The following is a 26,417-nucleotide window of genomic DNA, read 5'->3' as shown; positions in this document are numbered from 1 at the left end:
GGATATTATGACCTATCGTTCAACAAATCAAGGCCGCACTGAAAACGACTTGAATCCCGGCACCTCTCAATCGTTCATCGAGGCAGAACGGCGCAGACGGACCCGGCGAATTGCACGGTGACGGTTTGCTCATTTCGCGTATGCCGCTGGACGAGGCCGATTTCGCGAGCGAAGGTCTCGTCTCCAAGAGACAAAGCACGGACGGTCTCCGGCATGTGCAACGCGGACGACTGCGGGATAAGCGCAATACCTACCCCGTGCGCCACGAGCCCGACGATCCCCTGCAATTCATCGAGTTCGACCACGTCCTGCACGGTCACGCGAATCCTCCTGAGAAAGCGGTCCACGAGGCGGCCGCCAAAGGAACTCCGGTCGTACCGGATAAACGGCTCCGACTTGAGCAGCGAGCGCCACGGCCGGTCCGCCAGCTCGCTCGGGACCAGCAGCACGAAGGTTTCGGTGAGCAGGGTGCGCCAGTGCAGTTCGGCGGGCAACGCGAAAGGGGGCTTGATGATCACCGCGACATCGACTTCGCCCGAGTCCACCTGCGCCAGCAGGTTGAGCGACACCCCGGGAACCACGCGGATTCGCCACCCGGGCGAGGTCTGCCGGAACAATTCGATGGCACTGACCAGAAACGACGCCTGAGCCGAAGCAATAGCCCCAACCCGCAGCAGGCCGGACTGTTCCGCTGTGCCGCCGCGTGCGGCGAGGCGGGCGTAGACCGACAACAATTCTTCGGCCGATTCGACCGTCTGCCTGCCCGCTGCGTTGAGCGTGGCCGAGCGGCCCGTCCGGTCGAACAGGGGAAAACCCAGGTCTTCCTCCAGCCGCTGGATCTGCGCGCTGACAGCCGATTGCGTCAACCCGATATGCGCGCCCGCACTCGCGAACGTTCCGAAACGCACCACGGCCAGAAAGGTTTTCAGCTCTCGCATCATGGTTTTATCGACCGGCTCAAGGGTTTTAATTGATCGATTTTAGTGATGCTGAGCCAAAAAAACTATCGCTATTCAACTATTATCGTTGCCCCTACACTGTCTTTTCGTGGCGTGACATTCATTTTTCACACGCCATGAGGGCGGCGCGGACAGAACGTGTCCGTGTCGTCGAAGACGACTTACTCAATCGATATCCGGACCCCGCCATGAGCAATACCACTGCTGCCATTTCCCCTTTTCATCTCGCCTTTCCGGTTCACGACATCGCGGCCGCCCGTGCGTTTTATGGCGACCTGCTTGGCTGTCCGGAAGGCCGCAGCGCGCCCGACTGGGTGGACTTCAATTTCTACGGGCACCAGATCGTCGCTCACCTTGCACCGGACGAAATCGGTCATCGGAAGACGAGCGAGGTAGACGGCGATGCAGTGCCGGTCCGGCACTTCGGCGTCGTGCTGCCGATGGACCAGTGGCAAGCGGCATCGGACAAACTCACGGCGGCCGGGGTGGAATTCATCATCGAACCGCATGTGCGCTTCAAGGGCGAAGTCGGCGAACAGGCGACCATGTTCTTCCTGGACCCGTCGGGTAACGCGCTCGAGATCAAGGCGTTTGCGAACATCGCCTCGCTGTTTGCCAAGTAGTCCGGCAGCCATTCTCCCCACGCACTGAACTGCGGCATCCGCCGGTTTGCCGGCCGATGCCGCGTGGCCGTTCCCCGGTCATTTATCCGCGGATGTGGTCCAGCAGGCATACCGGTCAGCCGGGATCGCGGCAATCTACCGCCATTACCGGATACAGCCGCCTGGTCAGCGTTTCCCACGGTCGCGTTGCAGCTCGCCATTCCCGGCGAAGCGACCCGACGGCAACGCACAAGGCACAGCGGGACTCGTGACAGAGTCCGTTGCATTCAGGCGTATTCGCGTGAACCGGGGAGCAAGAGATGAATAACGAAAGCACCCGCAAGCTGTTTCGCGAGGCCATGGCGTACCTGTCTGCGGCGGTCAACATCATCACCACCGACGGCCCGCGCGGGCGCTGCGGCATGACCGCAAGCGCGGTGTGTTCGGTCACCGACACACCGCCGACCATGCTTGTCTGCGTGAACCAGTCAAGCTCGGCGCATGCCGTGCTTGCGGGCAACGGCAACGTCTGCATCAACGTGCTGCCCGCTGATCACCAGGAGCTGGCGCGCCATTTCGCCGGCATGACCAAGCTGCCGATGAACGAACGATTCGAGCAGCAGGCGTGGACCGCGGGACGCCTCGGCTTGCCCGTTCTCTGCGATGCGCTCGCTAGTCTTGAAGGCCGTATTGTCGATACGAAGACCGTGGGCTCGCACTCGGTGATGTTCGTGGAAGTAGCGGACATCGTGGTGCGGGGCGACGGCGACAGCCTGATCTATTTCGGCCGCCACTTCCATCGGCTGGCTCGTACGGCGCCCGCACTTTGCTGAGCCTGCTTGAGTACGTCGTGCTGTTTTATTGAGGCTCACAGACCACGCTGAACCTCACCAGCGTGGTGGCGCCGAAGGTGTTGCTCAACGCGACATCGGCGGCGTCACGGCCTCGCGCCATCAACACGCGGCCGGTACGCGGCGCGTTATTGCGGGGATCGAACGTGTGCCACGAGTTGCCCAGGTACACCTCGATCCAGGCGCAGAAATCCATGGGTGCATAGGGCGGCGGCAAACCGACGTCGCTGATATACCCCGTGCAATAGCGTGCCGGAATGTTCATCGCGCGGCATAGCGCGACGGCCAGATGCGCAAAGTCCCGGCATACGCCCACGCCTTCCTGATACGCCTGGAATGCCGTCTTGGTTGGACGCGCGCAGTTGTAATCAAAGCGGATGTGCCGATGAACAAAGTCGCAAATAGCCTGCACCCGGGCGCGTCCGAGCGGTGTATGGCCGAACATCTGCCAGGCGGCGTCGGACAGCAGGTCGGTCTCGCAGTAGCGGCTGCCGAGCAGGAACTGCATGCACTCGTCGGGCAGTTCTTCAACGGCGTGCTGATAAGCGTTTTGTTCCGGCAACTCCGGATAAGGCGGCACGTCGATCAACCCCTGCGTGGACAGCGTGAGCCAGCCTTGCGGCGCGACCAGCCGGCTGCACAGATTGCCGAACGAGTCGCGATACTGCGAGTAGGGTACGCCCGGGTCAACCCTCAGGATGTCGGGTACAAGGATGTTCTGCGCACGTGACGCGTGCATGTTCAGCATCAGCAGCATCGGAGTCGGCTGCACGCATTCATAGACCAGTTCGTAACCAACGCGGAGCTTCATCGGACTGACCTTTCTGGGTTGGGCGCGTGAGTGGCCGTGGAGCCACTGGCATCGTCCTGGCGTGTTTCACCATGGGCGATGGTTGAGACAGAGTCAAATAGCTCGAACTCCTGATTATTTGCCGATCAACTGGTCGCCGCAGACTGTTCCTGCGGGTCTTGGTCGATCTCCGGCTTGATTTCTTGCTGAACGTCAGCGCTCGGTTCGTTCGCTGGCTTCCGGGCACCGGCGCCTGCGATCACTTTATGCACGAAACGCAGCTTGGCGACGACCTTCGGCGAGAGCGTGAACGGGTATGCATCGGCCAGCCCCAGGCTTCGATTCAAGCTGTTCAATGCGTACATCAGCGGAAACCATTGCTTCATGAGTTTATCGAAACTGGTGTTCTCGATCGGCTCGATCTCGGTAAGCGACGGTTCGTTGTCGGACTTTGGATCGAGCTTGAATCCGCAGGCGGCAGCAGTGTCCACCGTATCGACGATATGCAGGTAATGAGCCCACGTCTCCGCCCAGTCTTCCCACGGATGCATGGTGGCGTAGGCGCTCACATAAGACTGGTCCCAGTCGGCCGGCGGTCCATTGTCGTAATGCGCCTGCATCGCCTGGGCGTAGTCAACGCGTTCGTCGCCGAACATCTCTCGAAACGGCGCTTCCCAGTTCGTATTCGTCACCAACCGGTCGAAATAGTAGTGGCCTATCTCATGCCGGAAATGTCCCAGCAGCGTGCGGTACGGCTCGTGCATTTCCGCGCGCATGCGTTCACGCAGCGCGTCGTCGGCTTCGGCTATGTTCATCGTAATGAGGCCGTTGTCGTGACCGGTCAGGACTTTCGGCCCCATGTCACCGTCCTCAAGAAACTCGAACTGCAAACCGGTGTCCGGATTGGTCCGCCTGGAATCCGTGTTCAGGCCGAGTGCCGAGAGCGCAAACAGCAAGCGCCGCTTGGCCGTCTCCAGCTTGTACCAGTAGACGCGATTGTCAGGCTGGGAAAGATTGGGGATGGTTCGCGTCAGGCTGCAAGCCGGGCACAATATGTCCGGCGAATCCGCCGGGATCATCCAGTTGCAGACATTCTCCAGCGCGTAGTTATTGCACTGCCGGAACAGCGCACCGTTCGCCGATGGATTCAACGCACGCCACAGCGCAATACCGGACGAATCGCCGGCCGTGTTGCCAGCCGGTTCGAACGCGCAAACTTCGGACAATTCAGGGACGAAGCCCAGCAACGCCGCACAGGATTCGCATTTCACGTTCTCGAAAAAAACGTGATGCTGGCAACGGCCGCAATGGAATGTTTTCATATTGAAGAGATAGGCTGGCAAGCAAGGCGCGGTGACTGCGATGCTGGCTTTCCAGCAAGGCACGTGCCGCCGCGAGAACGGTCCGGTCCAGACGCAAAGGGCGTTTTACGCGCCAGTTTGGTGCATCAGCGGATGCTGAGAACGGTTTAAACGCAGTATTGAGTGCATGGAAGTTGTCGGGAGCCTTGCCCGATGGTGCGTTCGACCAAACGGCATGGAGTTTGCTTTTGAACATTGCCAAAATTCGTCCAGGAGTCAGGTGTGTCAATCCGTGTCGCGTTGAACCATGTCACGCACTACCGTTATGACCGCCTCGTCGGCCTTTCCCCGCAGGTCGTGCGCCTGCGGCCTGCGCCGCATTGCCGTACCCCAATCGTTTCGTATTCGATGCGGGTCGAGCCAGCCGACCATTTCATCAACTGGCAGCAGGACGCGTTTGCCAACTATCAGGCGCGGCTCGTCTTTCCCGAGAAGACGAAGGAATTCAAGATCACGGTCGATCTGGTCGCCGAGATGGCGGTGTACAACCCCTTCGACTTTTTCCTCGAGCCCTACGCCGAGAAATTCCCGTTCGAGTACGAACCCCAGCTCGCGGCTGAGCTTGCGCCGTACCTGATCAAGCGCGAGCCCACGCCGTTGCTGGCCAGGTTTGTCGAGAGCATCGACAGGACACCCAAGATAACGGCCGATTTCCTGGTCGAACTGAACCAGAGGCTGCAGCACGATATTGGCTACGTGATCCGCATGGAGCCAGGCGTCCAGACGCCGGAGGAAACGCTCGAAAAGGCGTTGGGATCGTGCCGCGACACGGGTTGGCTGCTCGTTGAAACCTTGCGGCAACTCGGGCTCGCCGCGCGTTTCGTGTCGGGGTACCTGATCCAGCTCACGCCTGACCAGAAGTCACTCGATGGCCCGAGCGGTACCGAAGTCGACTTCACCGACCTGCACGCGTGGTGCGAGGTCTTCCTGCCCGGCGCGGGCTGGATCGGGCTCGACCCCACCTCCGGGTTGCTGGCAGGAGAGGGACATATCCCCGTCGCCTGCACGCCCGAACCGGGCAGCGCCGCGCCTATCTCCGGAGCGGTCGATGAAAGCGAAGTCGAGTTCGAGCACATCATGCAAGTGCAGCGCGTGCTCGAAACCCCGCGCGTCACGAAACCGTACACGGAAGAAGTGTGGTCGGCGGTGCAGAAGATGGGCGCCCAGGTCGACCAGCAACTGACCGACATGGACGTACGCCTGACAATGGGCGGCGAGCCCACGTTCGTCGCCGTAAGCGACCGCGATGCGGCCGAATGGAACACCGACGCACTGGGGCCGACGAAGCGTGGGTATGCCGTCTCACTCATGGACAAGCTGCGTGCGCGTTATGGCGTGGGTGGTTTCCTGCATCTGGGCCAGGGCAAGTGGTATCCGGGCGAGCAATTGCCGCGCTGGGCGATGTCGCTGTTCTGGCGCGCGGATGGCGAGCCGATCTGGGAAGACCCGAAGCTCTTCGCCGATGAACGCGATCCCGGCCAGTACACCGCAGAAGATGCGCGGCGGTTTATCGAACATCTGGCTGGCAAGGTCTCGCTGGATCCTTCGTATATCCAGCCCGGCTACGAAGACACGTTCTACTACCTGTGGCGTGAACGCCGCCTGCCGGTGAACGTGGACCCGTTTGAATCCGAACTCGACGACGAGATGGAGCGCATGCGCTTGCGTCGCGTGTTCGACGCGGGCTTGTCGCAAGTGACGGGCTACGTGCTGCCTATCGCGCGTGAACGCGATATCCCGATGCGAGAGCCGGCATGGGTCAGCGGCCCCTGGTTTTTCCGCGATGGCCGCATGTACCTGATCCCCGGCGACTCGCCAATGGGGTACCGCTTGCCGCTGGAATCGCTGCCGTGGGTGAGCGCCGGGGACTATCCGTATCAACATCCGCACGACCCGTTCGGGCCGCCCGCGCCGTTGCGTCAGGCGATGGAATTGCGCATGCAATATCGCGGCGAAGCGGTTCCAGCGGACGGTATGGAAGGAAGAGCGGGCGAGGGTGCCGGAGCGGGAGCGGGAGCGGGTACAGGCGCAGCAGCAGGCACCGGGCAACGGCCTGCAACCTCAACCCGCGAGCCGTCGCGCGGCGAGTCCGCTTCGTGGATCCGGCGTACGGCGTTGTGTGTTGAGGCGCGTGATCCGGCGCGTGCTGCGGGACCGGACGTCGAAGCGGAATCGTTTGGAAGCGGCAAGACCCTGCTGCATGTGTTCATGCCGCCGCTGACCGAACTCGATGACTACCTCGACCTGCTCGCGGCCATTGAGGCAACGGCCGCCGATCTGCGCATGAAGGTGGTGATAGAAGGGTATCCGCCGCCACGCGATGCGCGTCTCAAGATGCTGCAAGTGACTCCTGACCCGGGCGTGATCGAAGTGAACATTCACCCGGCTTCGAGCTGGGATCAACTCGTCGATCACACCGAGTTCCTGTATCAGTCGGCGCACGAAAGTTATCTCAGCACCGAGAAGTTCATGACCGACGGCCGTCACACCGGCACCGGCGGCGGCAATCACTTCGTGCTTGGCGGCGCGACGCCTGCCGACAGCCCGTTCCTGCGGCGTCCGGACCTGCTGGCCGGCCTGATTGCGTACTTCATCAACCATCCGTCGATGTCGTACCTGTTCTCGGGATTGTTCCTCGGGCCGACGAGCCAGGCGCCGCGTGTTGACGAAGCCCGCAACGACCAGCTTTACGAGCTGGAGATTGCGTTCAAGGAGATCGAACATCAGCTCGAACGCCTGGGCGGACGCGATAGCGCGCTGTTGCCGCCGTGGCTGATCGACCGGACGCTGCGCAACCTGCTGATCGATGTGACCGGCAACACGCACCGCGCGGAATTCTGCATCGACAAGCTCTATTCCCCCGATGGTCCGACCGGCCGCCTCGGCCTGCTGGAACTGCGGGGTTTTGAAATGCCGCCGCACGCGCGCATGAGCCTCGTGCAGCAATTGCTCCTGCGTGCGCTCGTCGCGCGGTTCTGGGACAAGCCGTACACCACGCGTCTCACGCGCTGGGATACGGAACTGCATGACCGCTTCATGCTCGGCACGTTCATCGAAATGGATTTCCACGATGTCATCGCGGACCTCAATGAAGCCGGTTATGCATTCGATGCCGCGTGGTTCGCGCCGCATTTCGAGTTCCGTTTCCCGATGGTGGGAGCGGTCCAGACGAACGGCATCGAACTGACGGTGCGCAGCGCGCTGGAGCCGTGGCACGTGATGGGCGAGCAGGGGTCGCCGGGCGGTACGGTGCGTTACGTGGATTCGTCGGTGGAACGGCTTGAAGTGCGGGTGCTCGGGCTCAACGACAACCGCCATGTGGTGACGGTCAACGGCGTGCCGCTGCCGTTGCAACCCACCGGGCGGGTGAGTGAACATGTGGCCGGCGTGCGCTTCAGGGCATGGTCCCAGCCGACGGCGCTGCATCCGTCAATTGGCGTGGATGCGCCGCTCACCTTTGACATAGTTGACACCTGGAGCAACCGGTCGGTGGGCGGATGCCGGTATCATGTAGCCCATCCGGGTGGCCGCAACTACGTGACCTATCCGGTCAACGCATACGAGGCGGAAAGCCGGCGGCGTTCGCGCTTTTTCAGGATCGGCCATACACCTGGACGGATGGTCGTGGAGGAACCAAAGCGCAGCCTGGAATTTCCGTTCACACTCGATTTGCGCCGACGGTAGCCTTATCAACGAAAACTACTCAATTTGGCCTTCCAATCCACGCTTCCGTTTGAAGCAATCACGAACCGCGCGAGTGTGTCGTCACACCTTCGCGCGGTACCGGCCCGGGAGGGCCATTGGGACGAACTGCGCGACGCGTCGGGCCAGTTGCGTGCTCCCTGGCAGCAATTCTTCGATCTGCTCGGCGACGACGGCATAGCCGACCTCGACCGGGCGACCGCTTCCATCGCGCAGCAGGTCCGCGACAACGACATCAGCTACAACGTCTATGCGGACGGGGGCGAGCCTCGCCCTTGGGCGCTGGACCTGCTGCCGTTTCTGATCGATGAAGGCGAGTGGGCAGTGATCGAGCGCGCGGTGACGCAGCGCGCGAAGTTGCTCAACGCCGTCGTCGCCGACATCTACGGGCCTCAGACCCTGCTGCACGACGGCCTGCTGCCGCCCGCGCTGGTATTCGGGCATCCCGGGTATCTGCGCTCGGTGAAGGGCTTCGTGCCGCCCGGCGCGCAGTATCTGCAACTGGTTGCCGTGGACCTGACGCGCGCTCCCAACGGCACATGGACCGTGATGGCGCACCGGACGGAAGCGCCGTCAGGACTCGGTTATGCGCTGGAAAACCGGTTGATCGTCTCGGATGTATTCGCCGAGCCGTTCCGCTCCATGAAGGTCCAGAGGCTTGCGCCGTTCTATTCGCAACTCATCGCCGCGCTGGTCCAGGGCGGCCGGGCGATGATGTCCGGCGAAGGCTCGCCGCACATTGCGCTGCTGACGCCCGGGCCGTTCAGCGAAACCTTCTTCGAGCATGCGTTCCTGGCTCGTTACCTCGGCGTTACGCTGGTTGAAGGCAAGGACCTGACCGTGCGCGACGACATGCTGTTCCTCAAGACCTTCGCCGGACTGGAACGGGTTCATGTGCTGATGCGCCGCCTGGACGATGCATTCTGCGATCCGGTCGAATTGCGCGCCGATTCCACCATCGGCGTGCCGGGTCTGCTGCAGGTAATGCGCGCCGGCAACGTGATGGTGTCCAACGTGCCGGGCTCGGGTTTTGTCGAGTCGCCGGCGCTGCATGGTTTCCTGCCCGCCATCTCGCGGGCGCTGCTGAACGAGCCGCTGGAACTCGCCAGCGTGCCCACGTGGTGGTGCGGTGAACAAGCAGCGCGCGAAGCGGTGCTGGCACGTCTGGACAAGGCTTTCGTGATTCCCACCTGGCCGGGCTTGCCGCTCAACGGCGGCGGCCCGCGCGGTTTCGGCGACGGCCTGCAACCCCTCGCCGGCTGGCGCGCGCGGATCGACGCCATGCCGGACGCGTTCACCATCCAGAACCTGTTTCCGAGTTCGCACGCGCCGCGTTATGAAGACAACACGCTGACCGGCCGGCCCTCGGTGCTGCGGGTTTATGCGATTGCGAACATCGACGGCGGCTGGTCCGTGATGCCCGGCGGGTTCACGCGGCTGGGGGCGGAGCGCCAACCCTCGGTATCGATGCAATACGGCAGCAGCAGCGTCGACACCTGGGTGCTGTCGAGCAAGCCGGCTTCAAGCCTCTCGCTGCTCCCCACGCCAATAAAACCGGCTGACCTTGCGCGCAAGCATCGGACGGTATCGAGCCGGGCAGCGGAAAACCTCTTCTGGGCCGGACGATACGGAGAGCGCGCCGAGAACAATGTGCGGCTGCTGCGCGTGATCCTCTCGTCGATAGACAACAACGACTCCGAGGGCATGCTGGAGACCATGGTGGACCTCGCGTGGCAATGTGGCCTGCTGCCCCCCGGCACGCCGCTGCAGGGGCACACGGCGCGCGGACTTGAGCGGTTGCTGGTCGCCAATATTGGCGAGAACGGCGCGGCGGCGAGTATTGGCCAGAACCTGGCGAGCCAGGTGCGCGCGAGCGGCGAGATTCGCGGACGTCTTTCGACCGATCACTGGCGCACGATCCTGGCCGCGCGCAACGATTTCCGCGACGCCATCCAGAAATTCAAGCCAGGACCCGGCGTGGAGCGTTACGACCGCGTGAAGCTGACGCGCACGCTCGAGACTCTGTCGACGCAACTGCTCTCGATCAGCGGTGCGCAGGGCGACCGCATGACGCGCGATGAAGCATGGAAGCTGGTGTTCGCCGGACGGCATATCGAACGCGTATGGACCATGACCACCTTCCTGCGCGTGGCCGCCGAGCATGGCCAGATGACGACGCCGGCCGGGTTCGATCTGCTGCTGCAATTGTTCGACAGCACGCTTACGTATCGATCGCTGTACCCGGGCCGTTTCGAGGTTCCCGCGCTGATCGACCTGCTGGTGGTCGAGCCGACCAACCCGCGCGGGCTGTACGGCGTGTACTCGCGCTTATGCACCAAGCTCAACGAGATTTCGATTGCAGCCGGCAACACGAACCACGGCGCATTCAGCGACGCAACGCAGCTGCTGAAGTCCCTGCGCGGACTCGAGCAACTGTGCACGACCGACGAAGACGGCAGTTATGGCGAACTCGTGCGGGCCTGTGAGGAACTCGGCGATCACGTCAGCGCCGCTGCGCATGAAATCAGCGCACGTTACTTCAGCCACGCGAATACGCAGGCATTGCAGGTGTCGTCGTGAAGATTCCGAAAACCGTGTTGTGGGTGTCGCACCGGACGACCTACCGTTATTCAACGTACGTGGAAACGGCTCAGCATCTCGCGACTATCCGGCCGCAGAACTGCGCGTGGCAGCGGGTGATCTCACACACCGAAAGCATTGATCCCAAGCCGCCTTACATCAACAGCCGCGTGGACACCTTCGGTAACGACGTACTGTATTTTTCGCTCGAGTCACCGCACCGCTCATTGCAGATGGTCAGCGAAACGACCGTCGAACTGACACCGCGATGGGCCTCGCTCGATCCGGCGACCACCCCGGCGTGGGACGAGGTCGCGAAGGGCATGCGTTTTAGCGCTCGTGCACCGTTTCGCCCTGAGGCGGAGTTTTGCTTTGCATCGCCGAATATCAGTCTCGGGCAGGACCTGCGGGATTACGCGCTGGAGAGTTTTCCCGCGGGCAAGCCCCTGGCGGAGGGGGCGATCGACCTGATGCACCGGATTCATGGCGAATTCAAGTACAAGCCCCTGGCGACGTCCTACGACACGCCGGCTCATCGCGCGTTTGAAATGCGCCGGGGCGTCTGTCAGGATTTTGCGCAGGTGATGATTGGCTGCATGCGCTCGCTCGGGTTGCCGGCCCGGTACGTGAGCGGATATTTGCGCAATGATCCCGCGCCGGGGCAGGAGAAGCTGATCGGTGCGGATGCATCGCATGCGTGGGTGTCGGTGTTTTGCCCCGGCAGCGGGTGGATCGATCTTGATCCGACCAACGACGTGCTCGCCGATCTCGAGCATGTGACGCTTGCTACGGGACGGGACTATAGCGACGTGTCGCTGCTGCGGGGGATGATTCTCGGCGGCGGGTCACATCGGGTCGATGTGGGGGTGACCGTGCTGGCGCTGGATCCCGAGTCTGACGCCGACGCTGATTAAGGGCGCGTTGTACATACGCGCCGGACGGGGTTCAGTCAGTCTGAGGCGGCTGCCCGTCTCCAACGTTCATTCCGGCGGCGTGCTTTCGAACGCGGGCTGCCGCTCGGCGAAAGCCGAGAATGATTGCAGGTTGGGATACTCTGCAGCGACAACAATCTTCGGCACCATCATCTGGGTGAATCTCCAGGCGACCGCGACTATCACGCCCGCCTGTCCAAGCCGTCCCGCGTCGAGGGGCAGGGTACCCAAGCCCAGTTCAGCTTCGAGCACCGCGTACGCCGCCAGCAATTGAGTGCTGACTCGATCGATCCATGGCTCGTGCTGTTTTTCGGCAGGACGCAAGTTGCGTTCATAAACAATCTGAACCGTCTTGTCACACGCGGCCAACGCGAGCCCGGTGAGCCTGGTTGCGCGCAAACGATCCTCAGCGTGCTCCGCCGCCGACGTGATGTCGGACTTCGCAATGGCTGTCACATAGTCGAGGATCAACGTGGAATCCATCAGGCTTTGACCATCGTCGAGGATCAGGGTTGGTGCTTTCACGACCGGGTTGAGCTTGCGGAATTCCTCGAAGCCACTGAATACCGAAACGGAATGATGTTCGAAATCAAGCTCAAGCAGCTTGAGGCCGATTGCCACCCGGCGCACATAAGGCGAGTCCAGCATTCCGATCAGTTTCATACGCTTCCCGTTAGAATATCTATCATGCAGCCGTTGTTGCGCCTTCGTCCAAGCGTGCTGATGCAAGGATATAAGACGGCTATTTCCATCAGGTTAAACATTTAGCCGGCGCATGAAAAGCGACATATACAAACGTCTTCGGTAAGAAAAACTTACATGAAAAACATCCCGCCCATGACCGCGCTCAAATGTTTCGAAGCGGCAGCCAGGCTCGGTGGCGTCACGCTCGCTGCCCGCGAACTCCACGTGACGCACTCGGCAGTCAGTCAGCAGATCAGGATTCTCGAAGACACCATGGGCGTTGCGCTCTTCGTGCGTGAAGCGAGAGGGTTGCGGCTGACGGAAGAGGGACGTCTCTATGCGCTCGAAATACGCTCGGCGCTTCGCGACATTGCAAACGCGACGCTTCTGGCCCAGGCCCGCCCGCAAGAGAGCGAACTGGTCATTGCAACGCTGCCGTCGTTTGCGTTGCATTGGCTGCTGCCTCGTCTGTCCGGTTTCCGCGAGCGCCATCCGTATTACCGTGTCCGCCTGCAGACGAGTCTTGAGATACAGGACATGCGGCACGGTCTGGCCGACGTCAGCATTCGAATGGGGCAAGGCCACTGGCCCGGTCTCGCCCAGAAAGAGTTGTTCAGCGACGAACTGCTGATCGTGGCTGCACCGCATTTCAACGGAGGTCAGCTTCCTCGCTCCGCTGAGGAGACCCTGGCGTGTCCATTGATCAGAAGCACCGATGCACCCTGGACCGACTGGTGCCGCGCGGCCAACGTGCGCGAACCTGACAATGCAAGCGGGCTCTTCGCGAACGATTCGAACGTCGTATTGGGCGCCGTGCGGCTGGGGCAGGGCATTGCGCTTGAACGGCGCACGCTCGTTGCAGATGCCATGAGTCGCGGCGAGCTTGTTCAGATCACCGATATCCACGTGCCATACCCGTATCCGTATTGGCTCGTCTGGCAGCAGCGTGAGGTGTTGAGCGTGAAGCAGGCCCATTTCATGGAATGGATCGACGCCGAAGTAAAGCGCTATCTTGCCCACGCCGCTTGATGGGAAACGGTGCGCTCGCCGATACTCCGACAATATCAATCGCAGACCTGAACGATGAAGAAAATCGAAACGATAGTCCTGGTAGCCGATCTTGCGGGCACGGCCGTGTTTGCCGCCGAAGGGGCGATCAGCGCCATGCAGGGCGGACTCGACCTGCTCGGGGTGATGGTCCTGTCGTTTGCCGTGGCGCTTGGCGGCGGCGTGATTCGCGATCTGCTGATCGGCGCGACGCCCCCTAATGCCGTGCGCGACTGGCGCTACCCGGCGCTTGCGTTCCTCACGGGCTTGCTGACTTTCATCTTTCATAGCGAGGCCCGCACCCTCTCGGCGCCCTTGCTCATGGCGCTGGACGCGGCCGGGCTTGCGCTATTCGCCGTCGCCGGCGCGCAGAAGGCGCTGAGCTACGGCATCGGGCCATTTATATCAACATTGATGGGTACGATCACCGGCGTGGGCGGTGGCGTGGTACGCGACATCCTGCTGGCCCGCGTGCCGATGGTCCTGGTCGCCGATATCTATGCGAGCGCCGCGTTCGCGGGAGCGGTCGTGCTGGTCGTCAGCCGCCGCTTCGGGCTTTCGCCGATGGCCGCCGCGCTCCTCGGTGGCGCCGCGTGTTTCATCTTGCGCGTGGCTTCTGTGACCTACGGGTGGCAGTTGCCGAAGGTCGCCCACTGGTGAAAGACATCGCTCGGCAGCTTCAACCCGCGATCATCCCGGGAATCTCGGCGACCAGTGCGTCAATAGCGCGGCGCGTCTTCGAAGGCAGGTAGCGCGTCTGCGGCCACACGGCATGAATATCCTGCGGCAGCATCCCACAGCTATTCATGACGACCACCAGTTCACCGGTCTTCTCGTAACGCGACAGCAGCCAGCTAGGCAGCCACGCCAACCCAAAGCCTTCGATGGCCGCCGCGGCTATTGCCTGCACATCACCAGGCTCACCTGCGGCTGGATGCGCGCCTGCCGCACCTGGCCGTCGACATCCCGAACCTGCCAGGGCGACAACGCGCCGGCGCGCGAGTAAGCAATGCCTGCATGTCCGTCCATCTCTTCGAGACTCGCGGGCAGCCCGTGCCGTGCCACATACGCCGGCGCGGCGCCAATGCTCGAGTACTGCGTACCCAGACGGCGCGCGGCGAGGCTCACGCTGTCGCGTAATTCGCCGATCCGAACGGCAAGGTCGAAACCTTCTTCCACCAGATCCATTTGCGGGCTGGCGCAGAGCGTTTCGGTATTGATTGTGAGCCGCTTTCTTCAAGGGATAGCCGGCGGGGCAATGCTGATTTGCCAGGTAGCGGTTTTATCGCATCAGTTCCAGGAAGGACAGGCCCGTACGAGAGCCTTTGGCGCCTGGGGAATCATATTCGGGATTGGCCTGGGTTTTGGGCCGATTGTGGGCGGGGTAATCGTGGCGGTATCGGATTGGCAGTGGGTATTTCTAATCCACGTTCTGATCGCAATGGTGACGTTGGCCCTCGTTTTCAAAGGGGTTAACGAATCCAGCGATCCGCAGGCCAAAAAACTGGACCTGCTGGGAATTGTCACGCTTTCCCTGTCGGTTTTCGGCCTGGCGCATTTCATTACGCAAGGGCCGGACCTTGGTTTTACCAGCATCACGGGAATTAGCAATTCTGATTGCGGCGGTGATCAGTTTTATCCTCTTTATATTCGCGGAGAAAATGAATGTTCATCCCATGTTCGATTTTTCCGTATTCAGGATACGCAATTTTTCGGGGGCGCTGTTTGGATCGATGGGCATGAATTTCAGCTTCTGGCCATTCATGATTTATCTGCCGATCTATTTTCAGAGCAGCCTCGGTTACGACAGCGTCACTGCCGGATCAGCGCTTCTGGCTTATACGCTTCCCACGCTGGTGATACCGCCGCTGGCCGAACGCCTCTCGTTTCGATACCACCCGGGTGTAGTCATTCCGCTGGGCCTGTTCACGATTGGCACGGGTTTTATCCTGATGCGGGCGGGCAGCGCCGCGGAGCATGCCAGCTGGCTGACCATGCTGCCGGGTTGCCTGTTGGCCGGCATCGGATTGGGACTGACCAATACGCCCGTTACCAATACGACGACCAGTTCGGTTCCGAGCACGCGCGCGGGCATGGCTTCGGGCATAGACATGAGTACCAGGCTCATCTCGCTGGCCATCAACATCGCCTTGATGGGATACATCCTGATAGAAGGGATCCTGTCGTCTTTGAGAAGCTCGTTGTCAGGATCTCTCGATGCACGGCAACTGCGCGCCCTGGCGGAAAGAATAGCCGCGGGCGATCTTGGGGTGCTTAGCCAGGGGTTTCCAGGATCAGGCTCCCTGGATTCTTCAGGAACGGCCGTTCATGCAGCGCTCGTGCATGGATTTGGTCTCGTGATGCTGTACGGGTGTATTGGCGCCTGGGTGTTGGCCGTGGCCAGTTTCGTGATGTTCGGTCCGAGAGAAAGGGTGCGCGAGATAAGTCCCATGGTTTGAAGTGCAGGTTGCGGTTCTTGGCTGACGGGCACTCAACGCGCACGGAACTGCCTGAGTTCGCCCGCAGAGGTCTTGGTCTTGATCGCCTCATTTTCACCTCGTCACCTGATTCTTAGATCATTTTTCGACATTTCGATCCCGTGGGAACGTCGAAATGGATGGTTAAAGAGCCCAAAAATTTGATGACGACCGCTTACTCTTAAGCCTCTGTTTACCTATCATGGAAATGCAAGGGCAGAAGACGTGGGAGGCATCATGGACGAGTTTGTCAATACGGTAATGGACATTGTGGGAACCGCGTCGCGATTGACCTTGCACAGTTCCGCCATCGATTTGATCAACGTTCTGGTTGGCCTTGGCGGCTTGGCGCTCGTAGCAATTATCCTGTTAGTTAACGAGTCGAAATCGCCAGATAAAAAACGCGGTCACACGGCCGATCACCACCGGCATTGGTGGATGCATCATCGGCACTGAGCAGGACCCGTGCCGTCGTTTTCGGCACGGGTTGAGCAGACCCCTGTGTCGGTCGCAGGAGCAGTGGATTTGCCACTGAAAAGCGCTCCGAATAATAATCAGGATACCTACTGTTTACCTCGGTGACTCTATCTCGCCAGGCGTCCATCTCTCGCGTCTAAATGCTTCCGTCCGTCGCAGTAAAAGCAATTCGGCATGCTTCGAATTCCCTGAGTGCGCGGCTGCACAAACAGGGTCTCCAACCTCCGGATAGTTGCGCTCCGGCCCCGCTCAGGGCAAACCCTCTTAATGAAAATACATTTTTTTTGAGAAAAATTTTGTGCAAATATACTTTCATTGTTACTTCTTCGGCTTCCCGCTGATTTTTCTTCATGGCAGATCGTCCGTCCGCGGCATCCGCTCCGTCCGGACTGAGCATCGCGGCACTTATCGTGGCGGCAATGCCGGGCCTGACGCCTATCCATCGCCGGATGGGCGCGTATGTGCAGGCCAACCTGTTCCGCGCGGCGACCATGCGTATTGATGAACTGGCAGATGCTGTCGGCGCTTCCGTGGCGACCGCAAACCGCTTCGCACGCGCGCTTGGCTTCGACGGTTACCCGGCATTTCGCGGCGCGCTGGTGCGCGGTTTCGAAGCGACGCTTGCGCCGGTCGAGCGCTTGCGTTCAGCGCAGGAATCACCCGCGAGCGGCGACGAGTTGCTCGGCGCGTCACTTGAACAGGCCGCGGTCAATTTGCGTTTGACACGCACTGACATTAACGGCGCCGCGGCGGATGCGGCAGTCGAAGCCATTCTTGCCGCGCGTCGCGTGTTCGTGCTCGGCGCAGGCTCGAGCGCGTTTCTGGCCGGGCTGATGGAGCACGGCCTGATGCCTTATCACGACAACGTGCAATCGCTTGCGTTCGTTGGCGGGCCGACGCACGCAGCGCGCCGCCTCTTCAGCGCAGGCAAGGGTGATCTTGTGATCGGCATTGCGTTTCCCCGTTATGTAGACGACACCATCCAGCTCGCGCGCCGCGCCGCGAGCCTGGGCGCGCGCGTGCTCGCGTTGACCGACAGCGTCAACTCGCCGCTTGGGCAATTCGCGGACCTCACGCTGTGCGTCCGCTCGGAACGGCGGCTCGCGGCGAACTCCGACGCAGCGGTGCTGGCCGTGATCGAAGCACTCTGCGACGCCGTTGCGTACCGCACCAAACGCTCGGCAAAAGCCGCCGCGGACATGACCGAATTCGTGTTGCCGTGGCTGACCGAGACACCGTCCGGCGAAAGCAACTCGTCAACGCCAGGCACGTCGAATCGTCCCGCGAGAAAGGCCCGGAAATCCAGTACTCCACGATCCAACAGGCAGCCGAAACGATGAACCAGACCGCAGTCATTGCCATTCATGGCGGCGCAGGCACGATCCTGCGCACGCTGATGGACCCGGACGCCGAGCAGCGCTACCACGCAAGCCTGCGCGACATCCTGGCGGCAGGCCAGAGCATCCTGGCCGGCGGCGGCAGCGCACTCGACGCCGTGAGCGAAGCCGTGCGTCTGCTAGAAGACAACCCGTTGTTCAACGCCGGGCGCGGTGCCGTTTTCACAGCCGATGGCACGCATGAACTCGACGCTGCGATCATGGACGGCAGCACGCTCGAAGCAGGCGCGATCTGCTGCGTGACGCGTCTGCGCAACCCGATCCTCGTCGCGCGCCGCGTGCTCGAAGCCAGCGACCATGTGATGTTCACCGGCGCCGGCGCGCAAGCATTTGCCGTGGCGCAGGGGTTCGAATTGGTCGACCCCGCATATTTCCATACCGACGCCCGTCACAAGCAATGGCTGCTCGCACGGGGCGAGCAGCGCGTGATGCTCGATCACGACGGCGCCACGTTGGCGGATGGCGAGACAGAGCCGACGCCGCACGAACCCATCGATCCGAACAAGAAGTTCGGCACGGTCGGCGCCGTCGCGCTTGACCAACGCGGGCATCTGGCAGCCGCCACATCAACAGGCGGTGTCACCAACAAGCAGGCCGGGCGGGTGGGCGATACCCCGTTGATCGGCGCTGGCTGCTACGCCGACGATGCAACCTGTGCGGTGTCCACGACGGGCTCCGGCGAGATGTTCATGCGGATGGTCGCCGCTTACGACGTCGCGGCGCAAATGGCGTATCGCGGAGTATCGCTGGAAGAAGCGGCCGCCGATGTCGTGATGAAGCGCCTGCCGCGTATTAATGGCCGAGGCGGACTGATCGCCGTCGACGCGCGCGGCAACGTCACGTTGCCGTTCAATACCGACGGCATGTACCGCGGTTTCGTGCGGGTAGGCGTTGCACCGGTTACGGCAATCTATCGCTGACGCTTGTTCGTCTGTTGCCCGGCACGGCGCGAATCATCGTCCGAGCCGCGTTCATTCCTTGAGGAAAACATCGTGGCGACTTCACCGCACATTGCGCACCCACGTCTGGACACCTTGCCGCCTCAACGCGTGCTGGCCGTCGACGATCTTTCGATCGCGTTCCGCCAGGGCGACAAGGCCTTCAACGCGGTGCGCAACCTGTCGCTGACAGTGGATCGCGGCGAGACCCTGGCGATCGTCGGTGAATCGGGGTCCGGCAAGTCGGTGACGTCCCTCGCACTGATGCGTCTGATCGAGCATGGCGGCGGCCGTATTGCCGGGGGTTCCATTGCGTTCCGGCGGCGTGACGGCCAGGTGCTTGATCTCGCGCGCGCTTCGTCCGGCACGATGCGTTCGATCCGTGGTGCCGACATCGCGATGATCTTCCAGGAGCCGATGACGTCGCTGAACCCGGTGTTCACCGTGGGCGACCAGATCGGCGAGGCGATCGCGCTGCATCAGCACAAGAGCCGGAGTGCCGCCCGCGCGGAAACCTTGCGTTTGCTCGAACTCGTGCGGATTCCCGAAGCGCGCCGCGTGGCCGCGCGGTATCCGCATCAGTTGTCAGGCGGCATGCGCCAGCGGGTGATGATTGCGATGGCGCTGTCCTGCAGACCGGCGCTGCTGATCGCCGACGAACCGACCACCGCGCTCGACGTCACGATCCAGGCGCAGATCCTGCAACTGATCCGCGGCTTGCAGGACGAGATGAACATGGGCGTGATTTTTATCACGCATGACATGGGTGTGGTCGCCGAAGTGGCCGACCGCGTGCTGGTGATGTACCACGGCGAGAAGGTGGAGGAGGGCGAATCCGGACCGCTGTTCGCCGCACCGTCGCACCCCTATACGAAGGCGTTGCTGGCTGCTGTCCCGCGTCTTGGCGCAATGTCGGGCACCGACTCGCCGGCCAAGTTCCCGATTCTCACGGTGGAACAGGCCGGTGCCGATGAAACACTGGTTCCGGCGCCGGCGGTCGCGCACGAAGCGCAGCCGCCTATTGCGAATACCACGCCGCCGATCCTCCGCGTGCGCGATCTGGTGACGCGCTTCCCGGTCCGGACAGGATTGTTCGGACGCTTGACGGGTCGCGTGCATGCCGTGGAGCGAGTCAGTTTCGACTTGCGCCCGGGCGAAACGCTCGCGCTGGTGGGGGAATCAGGCTGCGGCAAATCCACCACGGGCCGTTCGTTGCTGCGACTCGTGGAAAGCCAGAGCGGCTCCATCGAGTTTGACGGCAATGAGATCAGTTCGCTGACCGGACCCGCCTTGCAGGCATTGCGCCGCGACGTCCAGTTTATTTTCCAGGACCCGTTCGCGTCCCTGAATCCGCGCCTGACGGTCGGCTTCTCGATCATGGAGCCTCTGCTCGTGCACGGCGTATCGCAAGGCGCCGAGGCACAGGCGCGGGTTGCATGGTTGCTGGACAAGGTGGGTCTCCCGGCCGAAGCCGCGCGCCGCTATCCGCACGAGTTTTCCGGCGGGCAACGCCAGCGCATAGCCATTGCCCGTGCGCTCGCATTGAACCCGAAAGTAGTGATCGCCGATGAATCCGTGTCGGCGCTCGATGTGTCCGTGCAAGCGCAGATCGTGAACCTGATGCTCGATCTGCAGCGTGAACTCGGCGTGGCTTATCTGTTCATTTCGCATGACATGGCGGTAGTCGAGCGGGTCAGCCATCGCGTGGCGGTGATGTATCTCGGGCAGATCGTCGAGATCGGGCCGCGCCGAGCGGTGTTCGAAGCGCCACAGCATGCCTATACGAAAAAACTCATGGGCGCGGTGCCGGTTGCCGATCCGGCGCGACGTCACGCGAAGCGCGTGCTGGCCGCCGATGAAATGCCGAGCCCGATTCGCGCGCTCGACGACCAGCCGGTGTTCGCCCCGCTGGTCATGGTCGGTCCGGACCATTTCGTAGCCGAGCATCGCATTGGCGGTGCGTACTGAACGTTACTGATTGTTCGGCATGCAAACCGTTTCTGATTGCAACCTTGTTTATCCGCATTTATTACCAAGCTGCCTGGAGCCCACCCCTATGAACTCGCATGTCCCGTCTTCTCCGTTTCGTTTGCGCGCGTTGCTGGCCGGCAGCGCGGCAGTCTTCGCCATGCTCGCGAGCGGGGCGGCGCACGCCGAACAAACCGCCGTGATGGCCGTTGCATCGACCTTTACAAGTCTCGACCCCTACGACGCCAACGACACGCTCTCGCAAGCCGCCGCGAAGTCGTTCTATCAAGGCCTGTTCGGTTTTGACAAGGATATGAAACTCATCAACGTGCTCGCGACCAGCTACGAAGCCAGTCCCGATGCAAGGGTCTATACATTCAAGCTGCGCCAGGGCGTCAAGTTCCAGGACGGCACCGACTTCAACGCGGCGGCGGTGAAGGCCAACTTCGACCGGGTGACCGATCCGGCGAACAAGCTCAAGCGCTACAACCTGTTCAACCGCATCGATAAAACCGAGGTGATCGATCCGTACACGGTCAGGATCACGCTCAAGACGCCGTTCTCGGCGTTCATCAACGTGCTCGCGCATCCGTCTGCGGTCATGATCTCGCCGGCTGCCATGACGAAATGGGGCAAGGACATCGGCTTTCATCCGGTCGGTACAGGTCCGTTCGAATTCGTGAAATGGGACCCGGCGGGCGACCTGACGGTGAAGAAGTTCACCGGCTATTGGAAGACGGGGTATCCGAAAATTGATGCGATCGACTGGAAGCCTGTTGTCGACAACAACACGCGTTCCGCGCTGATGCGCACCGGCGAAGCCGACTTCGCCTTTCAGGTGCCCTATGAACAGGCTGCCATGCTCAAGGCCGACCCCAAGGTCGACCTGTTCGCGGGACCGTCGATCATCGTGCGTTATATCAGCCTGAACGTGATGAAAAAACCGTTCGATAACCCGAAGGTCCGCGAAGCGCTGAACTACGCGGTGAACAAGGACGCGCTCACGAAGGTTGCGTTCTCCGGCTACGCCACGCCGGCCGATGGTGTCGTGCCCCAAGGCGTGGATTACGCAACGAAAACCGGACCTTGGCCGTACGATCCCGCCAAGGCGCGCGCCCTGCTGAAAGAGGCCGGTTATCCGGACGGTTTCGAGTCCACCCTCTGGTCGGCGTATAACAACTCGACCTCGCAGAAGGTCATTCAATTCGTGCAGCAGCAACTCGCGCAGGTCGGCGTGAAGGTGCAAGTGGAAGCACTCGAAGCAGGGCAGCGTGTGGCGAAGGTCGAGAGTGCACCGGACCCGGCAACCGCGCCCGTTAGGATGTATTACGCCGGCTGGTCGTCGTCGACCGGTGAAGCCGACTGGGCGATCTCGCCGCTGCTGGCCTCGGTTTCAATGCCGCCGAAGCTTACGAATACCGCTTACTACAAGAACGACGCAGTCGACACCGACCTGTCGAAGGCGCTCGAGACTCCCGACCGCGCGCAGAAAACGGCGCTGTACGCGGACGCGCAAAAGCGCATCTGGGCCGACGCGCCGTGGATCTTCCTGGTCCAGGAAAAGCTGCTCTATGCGCGCAGCAAACGTCTGTCGGGGGCCTATGTAGCGCCGGACGGTTCGTTCAACTTCGACGAGATCGCGATCAAGTAAGGTTGTTTGCCCGGGTCCGGTAGTTTTTCTAGTTGTGCCGGACTCCTCCGTATTCTTTTTGCTGTTGTGCGCAGTGGCCGGCAACATCCTGCCACTGCGGCTGCATCACAGCCGGATCGCCGTCATGCTGAACTTTCTCGCCAAACGTCTGCTGGGCCTGCTGCCGACGCTTTTTATCGTCGCCGTGCTGGTGTTTCTATTCGTGCATCTGTTGCCGGGGGACCCGGCGCGTCTTGCCGCCGGTCCCGAAGCCGACGACGCCACCGTCGCCCTGGTACGCAGTGACCTCGGTCTCGACAAGCCGTTGCCGCAGCAATTCGTGCAATTTTTCTGGCGCATTGCGCATGGCGATTTTGGCGTCTCGACACGCAGCAAGCGGCCTGTCAGCGCCGAGATCGGTGAGCGGTTCATGCCGACCCTGCTGCTGACGCTGGTGAGCATGGTGTGGGCAGTAATCTTTGGAATGGCCGTGGGGATAACGTCGGCGGTGTGGCGTAATCGATGGCCTGACCGTCTCGGCATGACGCTGGCGGTGTCGGGCATCTCGTTTCCGGCGTTCGCGCTCGGCATGCTGCTGATGGAAATCTTCTCGGTGAAACTGGGCTGGCTGCCGGTGGTCGGTGACGGTTCATGGCAAAGCTACGTGCTGCCTTCGCTGACGCTGGGCGCAGCGGTCGCAGCAGTCATGGCGCGCTTCACGCGAGCGTCTTTCGTCGAAGTGATGCATGAGGATTTCGTGCGCACCGCGCGCGCCAAAGGCGTGCCGGAGTGGCTGGTGATCGTGAAGCACAGCCTGCGCAACGCAATGATTCCGGTCGTCACCATGATGGGGCTGCAGTTCGGTTTCCTGCTCGGCGGTTCCATTGTGGTCGAGGTCGTATTCAACTGGCCGGGACTCGGGCGCCTGCTGGTCGATGCCGTTGCCATGCGCGACTATCCCGTGATCCAGGCGGAGGTGCTGCTGTTTTCGCTTGAGTTCATTGTCATCAATCTGGTTGTCGACGTGCTGTATGCCGTCATCAATCCGACCATCCGTTTCAAGTGAGGTCAGCATGAGCACGACAGGCAGTGAGGCGAATATCGTGGCGCCGAGAACGCAGGCGGACAGCGCGATCCGCACGCCTTGGGGCGAGTTCTGGCGCAAGTTCCGTAAGCAACATGTGGCGCTTGCGGCGGGCGTGCTGGTGCTGCTGCTCGTGGTGGCGGCGATCGTTGCGCCGCACATTGTTCCGTATGATCCGGAAAACTATTTCGACTACGACGCGCTGAACGCGGGGCCATCGATGGCACACTGGTTTGGTGTCGACTCGCTGGGCCGGGACATTTTCAGCCGGATCTTGTCGGGTACGCGCATCTCGCTTTCAGCGGGTTTCCTTTCGGTTGCCATCGGTGCAGCGATCGGTACGTTCTTCGGACTGCTTGCCGGTTACTACGAAGGCTGGTGGGATCGCATCACCATGCGCGTGGCGGATGTCCTGTTTGCATTTCCGGGCATCCTGCTCGCGATCGGCGTGGTGGCCATTCTTGGCAACGGCATGGTCAACGTGATCTGCGCGGTGTCCATCTTCAGCATTCCGGCGTTCGCGCGGCTCGTGCGCGGCAATACACTGATGCTCAAGCAACTGACCTATATTGAAGCAGCGCGAAGCATAGGCGCGTCGGACTGGACCATCATCATGCGGCATATCCTGCCGGGAACCATATCGTCGATCGTCGTGTATTTCACGATGCGCATTGGTACCTCGATCATCACCGCAGCGAGCCTGTCGTTCCTCGGTCTTGGCGCACAACCGCCTACGCCGGAGTGGGGCGCAATGCTCAACGAGGCACGCGCAGACATGGTGACGGCGCCGCATATCGCGTTGTTTCCGAGCCTCGCCATTTTCGTGACCGTGCTTGCGTTCAACCTGCTCGGCGACGGCTTGCGTGACGCGCTCGATCCAAAGCTCGACCGGCAATGAGCGATATGCTCCTCGCACGCCGGCCCTCTATTGGGGCGTATTGCCGTGCGGGCCGCGACGGCCATCGACGTCTTTCATTACTCGACGCCGCGCCCGATCTCGCGCGGCTGTTGATCTGACCTGGTCTAAATTTTCCCGATGAACGTCCTGATTTCAGTCGATATAGAAGGCATTGCCGGTGTGTTCCATCCCGAGCAAACGCGTGCGGGCAATGGCGAATATGAACGCGCCCGCCGCTGGATGACGCTTGAAGCCAACGCCGCTATACAAGGGGCATTTGCCGGCGGCGCAACCCAGGTCCGGGTCAACGATTCGCATGGCGGCTTCCGCAACCTGCTGCCGGATCTGCTGGATGCCCGGGCGCAGGCCGTGCTCGGCAAGCCCCGGACGCTTGGCATGATGGCGGGGCTGGAATACGGAGCCGAACTCGTATTCATGATCGGATACCACGCGATGTCGCAGAGCCGCGGCATTCTCGCGCACACCATCAACAGCTTCGCGTTTGCGCGGGTGTTGCTGAACGGCGTAGAGACCGGTGAAGCAGGGTTGTATGGCGCGCTGGCGGCGGAATACGGTGCGAAGGTCGCGCTGCTTTCGGGCGACGATATTTTCGCCGAGGAAACGCGAGCGCAATTTCCCGACGCAAGCTTCGTCATTACCAAGAACGCGACCGGTCACGCGAGCGGCATGACACAGACGCCGGAAAGCGCGTGCGTGGCGATCGAGCGCGCGGCACGTGCGGTGGTTGAACGTCACGTCGCGGCCGGCGCAATCCGCGACTCCGACCGTGTGTTACCCGCACCGGTTGAATGCGAGCTGCGTGTGCAGACTACCGCGCTTGCCGATCTGTTTTGCCAGTGGCCGTCGCTTACGCGGATGGATGGCGTGACGCTGCGCTTTAACGCAGCGTCCGCCGAACATGTGGTGCGGATGTTGAACTGCCTGTCGGCGATGTCGTTCATGCTGAGATGAGTGCTCGGAGTCTCACGCAGGGCGTTACGGGGCGGTCCATGTGGTACTGACTGCACGCCTCGGCGGCGCGTCCGCCTGGTCCGCCTGGTCCGCCTAATCCGAAGAGGCGAGGCGAAACGATCCTTCCATTACGCTGACACATTTGCCGCCAATCCGGATCCTTGTCTTGCCGTGGTGCGTATCCACACTGGCGATCAAGACGCTCGGCCGCCCCATGTCTACCCCTTGACCCACGCGCAGCACCAGGTTCGACACGCCCCGGACCTGGGCAACGAGTGCGGCCATGGCCCCTGTCGCACTGCCCGTTGCCGGGTCTTCGGTCATGCGTGGCGTGAACATACGGGCTTGCAGATCGCAGTCGGCGTTGGTCACGTCCTGGCCTGCATCGCGCGTATAGGCGTAGATAGACACCGCCCCGTCGATTGGCAACACCCTTTTGTAAGCGCCCAGGTCAGGCGTACATCTGCGGAGTGCGTCCCGGGACCTAAGCTCGGCAATGACGAACGGGAGGCCGACCGAGGCCACTTGAGGCAGGTGAGCGTCGACCAGGATATCGGCGGGGTCGAGTGAAAGACAGGCTGCTACACGGTCTTGCGGCACGTGCGACAGCCGGGTTAGCGGCTCCGGCGCAACGAGTTCCGCTCCGACCAGCTTCCCGTCCTCTTTCAGTTGAGTGACCGGCACCAGGCCCGCTGCCTCCTCAAACACGAGTTGATCGGGTAGAGGTGTTGGACCCGATACCGCTCTTGCGGCCAGGACAAATGCCGTACCGATGTTCGGGTGCCCCGCGAATGGAATCTCGCGGCTTGGCGTAAAGATTCTTACCCAGGCAGTGTTGGCGGGATCGCGAGGCGGCAAGACAAAGGTTGTTTCGCTATACCCGAATTCGGCCGTAATCGCCTGCATCTGATTCGTCGACAAGCCCTCGGCGTCCAGCACGACAGCAATCGGATTGCCCTTGAATTTTTCGTCCGTGAATACATCTGCCGTGACATAGCGCCGGTTCATGATTACTCCCTGGGTTCGTTAAGCTTGATTGAGCTCGATTAAACTCACCAACGGCGACCC

General features: G+C 61.6%; 22 protein-coding genes and 2 pseudogenes. 17 read left to right on the top strand and 7 right to left on the bottom strand.

Annotated elements, in window-relative coordinates; all coding sequences use genetic code 11:
• Positions 1 to 74: 74 nt before the first annotated feature.
• Positions 75 to 941, bottom strand: a complete 867-nt coding sequence (locus AWB69_RS30360; RefSeq protein WP_062090523.1) for a LysR family transcriptional regulator — start codon at positions 939 to 941, stop codon at positions 75 to 77.
• Positions 942 to 1,147: 206 nt separating this feature from the next.
• Here AWB69_RS30360 and AWB69_RS30355 point away from each other — a divergent pair, with 206 nt between their 5' ends.
• Both AWB69_RS30355 and hpaC read left to right on the top strand, forming a co-directional pair.
• Positions 1,148 to 1,582, top strand: coding sequence for a VOC family protein (locus AWB69_RS30355; protein ID WP_062090522.1), 435 nt, complete (start codon positions 1,148 to 1,150; stop codon positions 1,580 to 1,582).
• A gap of 299 nt (positions 1,583 to 1,881) precedes the next feature.
• Entirely contained in the window at positions 1,882 to 2,394 is a 513-nt protein-coding gene (gene hpaC / locus AWB69_RS30350; RefSeq protein ID WP_062090521.1) for a 4-hydroxyphenylacetate 3-monooxygenase, reductase component, read from the top strand.
• A gap of 25 nt (positions 2,395 to 2,419) precedes the next feature.
• Here hpaC and AWB69_RS30345 read toward each other — a convergent pair whose 3' ends face one another.
• The 3 genes from AWB69_RS30345 to AWB69_RS48065 all read right to left on the bottom strand — a co-directional run bounded on the left by AWB69_RS30345 (position 2,420) and on the right by AWB69_RS48065 (position 4,759).
• Positions 2,420 to 3,223, bottom strand: a complete 804-nt coding sequence (locus AWB69_RS30345) for a transglutaminase-like domain-containing protein (protein ID WP_062090520.1) — start codon at positions 3,221 to 3,223, stop codon at positions 2,420 to 2,422.
• 125 nt (positions 3,224 to 3,348) lie between these two features.
• Positions 3,349 to 4,524, bottom strand: a complete 1,176-nt coding sequence (locus tag AWB69_RS30340) for a zinc-binding metallopeptidase family protein (protein WP_063977944.1) — start codon at positions 4,522 to 4,524, stop codon at positions 3,349 to 3,351.
• A complete protein-coding gene (locus AWB69_RS48065) occupies positions 4,430 to 4,759 on the bottom strand; it encodes a hypothetical protein (protein ID WP_156529009.1) in 330 nt (109 codons plus the stop codon). Before AWB69_RS48065 ends, AWB69_RS30340 begins: the two co-directional genes overlap by 95 nt.
• Positions 4,760 to 4,785: 26 nt before the next feature.
• Between AWB69_RS48065 and AWB69_RS30335 the strand changes: the two genes are divergently transcribed.
• The 3 genes from AWB69_RS30335 to AWB69_RS30325 are packed head-to-tail and all read left to right on the top strand — an operon-like array spanning position 4,786 to position 11,759.
• Positions 4,786 to 8,247 (top strand): transglutaminase family protein, encoded by a 3,462-nt coding sequence (locus tag AWB69_RS30335; protein WP_062090519.1) that lies wholly within the window; start codon positions 4,786 to 4,788, stop codon positions 8,245 to 8,247.
• Between the two features lie 24 nt (positions 8,248 to 8,271).
• A complete protein-coding gene (locus AWB69_RS30330) occupies positions 8,272 to 10,845 on the top strand; it encodes a circularly permuted type 2 ATP-grasp protein (protein ID WP_062090518.1) in 2,574 nt (857 codons plus the stop codon).
• Positions 10,842 to 11,759 (top strand): transglutaminase family protein, encoded by a 918-nt coding sequence (locus tag AWB69_RS30325; protein ID WP_062090517.1) that lies wholly within the window; start codon positions 10,842 to 10,844, stop codon positions 11,757 to 11,759. Before AWB69_RS30330 ends, AWB69_RS30325 begins: the two co-directional genes overlap by 4 nt.
• Before the next feature lie 66 nt (positions 11,760 to 11,825).
• Here the strand turns inward: AWB69_RS30325 and AWB69_RS30320 are convergent, their stop codons facing one another.
• On the bottom strand, positions 11,826 to 12,440 hold the full coding sequence (locus AWB69_RS30320) for a glutathione S-transferase (protein WP_062090516.1): 615 nt from the start codon (positions 12,438 to 12,440) through the stop codon (positions 11,826 to 11,828).
• 156 nt (positions 12,441 to 12,596) lie between these two features.
• Between AWB69_RS30320 and AWB69_RS30315 the strand changes: the two genes are divergently transcribed.
• Both AWB69_RS30315 and AWB69_RS30310 read left to right on the top strand, forming a co-directional pair.
• A complete protein-coding gene (locus AWB69_RS30315) occupies positions 12,597 to 13,490 on the top strand; it encodes a LysR substrate-binding domain-containing protein (RefSeq protein WP_062090515.1) in 894 nt (297 codons plus the stop codon).
• Positions 13,491 to 13,544: 54 nt separating this feature from the next.
• Entirely contained in the window at positions 13,545 to 14,168 is a 624-nt protein-coding gene (locus tag AWB69_RS30310; RefSeq protein ID WP_062090514.1) for a trimeric intracellular cation channel family protein, read from the top strand.
• A gap of 19 nt (positions 14,169 to 14,187) precedes the next feature.
• On the opposite strand, the pseudogene AWB69_RS50580 reads toward AWB69_RS30310, so the two are convergent.
• Positions 14,188 to 14,696: pseudogene (locus tag AWB69_RS50580) on the bottom strand (LysR substrate-binding domain-containing protein); the annotation flags it as partial.
• On the opposite strand from AWB69_RS50580, the pseudogene AWB69_RS30295 reads away from it, so the two are divergent.
• The 10 genes and pseudogenes from AWB69_RS30295 to AWB69_RS30255 all read left to right on the top strand — a co-directional run.
• Positions 14,686 to 15,967 (top strand): annotated as a pseudogene (locus AWB69_RS30295) (MFS transporter); the annotation flags it as partial. The pseudogenes AWB69_RS50580 and AWB69_RS30295 overlap by 11 nt on opposite strands.
• A gap of 255 nt (positions 15,968 to 16,222) precedes the next feature.
• A complete protein-coding gene (locus AWB69_RS30290) occupies positions 16,223 to 16,441 on the top strand; it encodes a hypothetical protein (protein WP_062090511.1) in 219 nt (72 codons plus the stop codon).
• 371 nt (positions 16,442 to 16,812) lie between these two features.
• On the top strand, positions 16,813 to 17,802 hold the full coding sequence (locus AWB69_RS30285) for a MurR/RpiR family transcriptional regulator (protein WP_062090510.1): 990 nt from the start codon (positions 16,813 to 16,815) through the stop codon (positions 17,800 to 17,802).
• On the top strand, positions 17,799 to 18,779 hold the full coding sequence (locus AWB69_RS30280; protein ID WP_062090509.1) for an isoaspartyl peptidase/L-asparaginase family protein: 981 nt from the start codon (positions 17,799 to 17,801) through the stop codon (positions 18,777 to 18,779). The genes AWB69_RS30285 and AWB69_RS30280 overlap by 4 nt, the downstream gene beginning before the upstream one ends.
• 72 nt (positions 18,780 to 18,851) lie before the next feature.
• Entirely contained in the window at positions 18,852 to 20,765 is a 1,914-nt protein-coding gene (locus AWB69_RS30275) for a dipeptide ABC transporter ATP-binding protein (protein WP_062090536.1), read from the top strand.
• Between the two features lie 88 nt (positions 20,766 to 20,853).
• On the top strand, positions 20,854 to 22,416 hold the full coding sequence (gsiB, locus tag AWB69_RS30270; RefSeq protein ID WP_062090508.1) for a glutathione ABC transporter substrate-binding protein GsiB: 1,563 nt from the start codon (positions 20,854 to 20,856) through the stop codon (positions 22,414 to 22,416).
• 124 nt (positions 22,417 to 22,540) lie between these two features.
• Complete coding sequence (gene gsiC / locus AWB69_RS30265) at positions 22,541 to 23,461, top strand: glutathione ABC transporter permease GsiC (RefSeq protein WP_062090535.1); 921 nt, start codon at positions 22,541 to 22,543, stop codon at positions 23,459 to 23,461.
• Positions 23,462 to 23,468: 7 nt separating this feature from the next.
• Entirely contained in the window at positions 23,469 to 24,377 is a 909-nt protein-coding gene (gsiD, locus tag AWB69_RS30260; RefSeq protein ID WP_062090507.1) for a glutathione ABC transporter permease GsiD, read from the top strand.
• Entirely contained in the window at positions 24,374 to 24,496 is a 123-nt protein-coding gene (locus tag AWB69_RS50445) for a hypothetical protein (protein ID WP_269447503.1), read from the top strand. The genes gsiD and AWB69_RS50445 overlap by 4 nt, the downstream gene beginning before the upstream one ends.
• Before the next feature lie 19 nt (positions 24,497 to 24,515).
• A complete protein-coding gene (locus tag AWB69_RS30255; RefSeq protein ID WP_062090506.1) occupies positions 24,516 to 25,349 on the top strand; it encodes a M55 family metallopeptidase in 834 nt (277 codons plus the stop codon).
• Positions 25,350 to 25,442: 93 nt separating this feature from the next.
• On the opposite strand, the gene AWB69_RS30250 is transcribed toward AWB69_RS30255, so the two are convergent.
• Positions 25,443 to 26,357 carry a PhzF family phenazine biosynthesis protein gene (locus tag AWB69_RS30250; protein ID WP_062090505.1) on the bottom strand — a complete coding sequence of 305 codons (915 nt, stop codon included), beginning with the start codon at positions 26,355 to 26,357 and terminating at the stop codon, positions 25,443 to 25,445.
• Positions 26,358 to 26,417 lie beyond the last annotated feature (60 nt).

Origin of the sequence: Caballeronia udeis, from assembly GCF_001544555.2 — a bacterium.
Classification (GTDB): Bacteria; Pseudomonadota; Gammaproteobacteria; order Burkholderiales; family Burkholderiaceae; genus Caballeronia; species Caballeronia udeis.
This window is presented reverse-complemented; position numbering and strand designations above follow the sequence as displayed.